Source organism: Streptomyces phytophilus (assembly GCF_013870535.1).
In the GTDB taxonomy this organism is placed as follows: domain Bacteria; phylum Actinomycetota; class Actinomycetes; order Streptomycetales; family Streptomycetaceae; genus Streptomyces; species Streptomyces phytophilus.
Window position 1 is genome coordinate 1 of the sequence record NZ_JACBXC010001585.1, and the last position, 1,199, is coordinate 1,199.

At 73.8% G+C, this 1,199-nt stretch carries 1 protein-coding gene; it reads right to left on the minus strand.

Annotated elements, in window-relative coordinates:
* The coding region (locus H5J30_RS34425; protein WP_181791742.1) for an FtsW/RodA/SpoVE family cell cycle protein at positions 1-1,199 on the minus strand (1,199 nt) is incomplete at both ends.

Below are 1,199 nucleotides of genomic sequence, written 5' to 3' on the forward strand. Positions count from 1 at the left end.
CGGTGGCGTACGGGCCTCGTCGCTGAGCCGTACGAGCAGCGCGACGATCACCCAGTTCGTCACCACGGAGGAACCGCCCTGCGCCAGGAACGGCGTCACCATCCCGGTCAGCGGGATCAGCCCCAGCACGCCGCCCGCGATCACCACCACCTGGAGCGTGATGATCGCCGCCAGGCCCGCGGCCAGCAGCGCGCCGAACGGCTCGCCGATGGCGATCGCCGTGCGGTAGCCGCGGGCGACGAAGAGGGCGTACAGCAGGAACAGCGCCGTCAGCCCCGCGATCCCCAGTTCCTCGCCGGCGGTGGCCAGGATGAAGTCCGACTTGCCGGCGAAGCCGATCAGCAGCGAGTGCCCCTGCCCGAGCCCCGCGCCCAGCGCGCCGCCCGCCGCGAACGCGAACAGCGACTGCGCCAACTGCCCGGGGCCGTGCCCCTCCTCGATGGCGCGGAACGGCGACAGCCAGTCCTCCACCCGCGTGTGCACATGCGGCTCCAGCGCCCCGACCGCCGCCGCCCCGGCCGCGGCCAGCAGCAGTCCGACGGCCAGCCAGCCGAACCGCCCCGTGGCCACGTACAGCATCGCCACGAACAGGCTGAAGAACAGCAGCGATGCGCCGATGTCCCGCTCCAGGATCAGCAGCACCAGGCTGATGCCCCAGACCGCGACGATCGGGCCGAGGACGCGCCGCGGCGGCAGCAGCAGGCGGCGGATGCGCGGGCCGCTGGTGAAGGTCAGGGCGTGCCGGTTGGCGGCGAGGTAGGAGGCGAAGAAGATCGCGAGCAGCACCTTGGCGAACTCGCTGGGCTGGAAGGAGAGACCGCCGATCCGGATCCAGATCCTGGCCCCGTTGACGGCGGGGAAGAGGATCGGCGCGGCCATCAGGCACAGGGCCGTGAACGCGTACTTCCCGGCACGGGGGCGCAGGTCGCGGTGGTCGCGCAGGAAGAGGAGGACGGCGGCGAAGAGGGTGACGCCCACGGTGGACCACAGGAGTTGGGCGGGGGCGGCGCGGTCGCCGGGGGTGCCCTGGTCGAGGCGGTGGATGAGGACCAGGCCGAGGCCGTTGAGCAGCAGCGCCACGGGCAGCAGCAGCGGGTCCGCGCGGGGGGCGCGGAAGCGGACGACGAGGTGCGCGGCCAGGGCGAGCGCGCCGAGGCCGCCGAGGTGGGTGGCCAGGTCGGCGGGCAGCGCGCCGGAGG